Origin of the sequence: Brachybacterium vulturis (genome assembly GCF_043641765.1) — a bacterium.
GTDB classification, from domain to species: Bacteria; Actinomycetota; Actinomycetes; order Actinomycetales; family Dermabacteraceae; genus Brachybacterium; species Brachybacterium vulturis_A.
This window is the reverse complement of record NZ_JBHZRO010000043.1, coordinates 1-1,854: the sequence shown is the minus strand read 5'-3', so window position 1 is coordinate 1,854 and position 1,854 is coordinate 1. Positions and strand designations below refer to the sequence as shown.

Below are 1,854 nucleotides of genomic sequence, written 5' to 3'. Positions count from 1 at the left end.
GTTATCCACAATCGTCGTGATCTCTGTCGAGTGTCGGGGTGTCTCGATAGAATCGGGGGTGTTGGACGGGCAGAGGAGCCCGTCGCTCGTGGTTCGCTCGGACAGCGGGCCGAGGAGAGGCTGTCGGGAGGTGATGGGGTATGAGCGCGATCGAGGAGCAGTCCTCGCCGTTCGATGAGGGCGGTCGTGATGAGGCTGTCGAGGCGGCGTTCCTCGCGTCCCTGCCGCCGCGGTTGCGGAACGTGAGCGCGCGCCAGGAGCTCACCCGCAGCAGTCTCCCTCTGCGTGGGCGCAGCATGGATGATCCCCAGCTCAGTGCCGTGACGCAGCGTGTCTGGGATGCGGAGAAGCAGGAGGCTCGCTGTCTGGCGGAGAAGCATCGTGCCCTGGCCGAGCTGTACGAGCACGATGGGCAGTACGAGGAGACGGCAGAGGTCGAGGCTGTTGATGCTGCGCGTGCCGGTCTCGCCCTGCGGGTGACGACCGGTGCTGCCGGGTGGCATCTGCGTGATGCCTATCAGGCGGTGCACCTGTTCCCGCGCTGCCTGGCAGCGCTGGAGTCCGGGGTTCTGCCGTCGACCTGGTTCCAGAAGATGCTGAAATCCTCGCGGTCGCTGATGGATGATTCGCGGAAGAATCTGGATATTGCTGTCGCGTCCTGGTCTCCGGATATCAGTCCGGAACGTTTCTTCACCCTGCTCAAGAAGCTCATCACCCTGCTCGAGCAGCGTGAGGAGCGGCCGGATCCTCTCGACGGTCTCGCCCGCAGTGTCGAGCTCCTGCCCAGTGTCGAGCCCGGGATGGGGACCATGCAGATCAGCGGTCCGATCCCCGACATCCTCGCGCAGTGGAAACTGTTGGATGAGTCCGCCCGCGCGGTCCAGACCGCCCAGCGCACCGCGCTGCGGGAGGGCACTTCGATTCCGCATGACCCGGACGGTCTCGTCCTGGCCTCGGGCCGGGCCAGGTCCTTGACCGAGCTGCGTTTCGCGCTGATGAGCTCGGCGACGCTCGACGTCGACGGAGTCTCCGTCCCGGCCGAGCGGTTCCGGCTGAACGTCACGGTTCCTGCTCTCACGCTGCTGGGTGCGTCGGACGAGCCGGGCAGCCTCGAGGGCACCGTCCCGTTGCCGCCGTCGATGGCCCGTTCCCTCGCCGGCAGCGCCGGGGCCTGGTATCGGGTGCTGACCGATCCCAGCAGCGGGGCTTTCCTGCCGCTGCCGGCCCAGCGGTACCAGCCCTCGACGGCGATGCTCGAACACCTCCGGCTGCGCCACAGCATGTGCGCGGTGCCGGGCTGCACCCGGCCCACCTCCTGGGCCTCCGAATGCGATCACATCCAGGAGTGCCGGCGCGGGATGCCTGATGCGGGAGCGCTCACCGAGATCGAGAACCTCCACCTGCTGTGCTGGCAGCATCACCTCGACAAGACGGCCGGTCTGCTGGACCCGACCCGGTTGCCGACCGCTGTCACCGAGCCCGGCCGCACCCGCTGGGTCGTCGGCCATGACGGCGATGTGGTGACCGTGAGCGATGATCTCGACACCGCGAGCCTCCAGATCGCCGAGGACCTCGCACGCGCCTGGACCTGCTTCCTGCGCGGCACCCCCGCCGGAGAGCCAGTCACCGAACCGGTACCGGCCGCACCCGCACCGGCCGACCCCGCACCCCCGGGACCCGGCGGCCCCGCTCGGGTGCTCCCTCCCGAGCACCCGAAGGAGAGCACGGAGGACTCGTTTCCCGAGTACTTCGCCGGGGAACCACCCCTGCTGCGACCGGGACACCACCCGCCACCACAGGAGCCCGAGAGTCCCCCGGAACCCTGGGAAGACCTGGGCCCACCACCCTTCTGAC

1 protein-coding gene is annotated in these 1,854 nt (G+C 68.5%); it reads left to right on the top strand.

Going from position 1 to position 1,854, the window contains the following annotated elements; translation table 11 throughout:
* Positions 1 to 140: 140 nt before the first annotated feature.
* Entirely contained in the window at positions 141 to 1,853 is a 1,713-nt protein-coding gene (locus ACHUEU_RS16430; protein WP_394217159.1) for an HNH endonuclease signature motif containing protein, read from the top strand.
* The last annotated feature ends 1 nt before the right edge of the window (position 1,854 follow it).

Coding starts and splice junctions, on each gene's coding strand:
- ACHUEU_RS16430 (WP_394217159.1), top strand. CDS start 141: ATGAGCGCGATCGAGGAGCAGTCCTCGCCGTTCGATGAGGGCGGTCGT.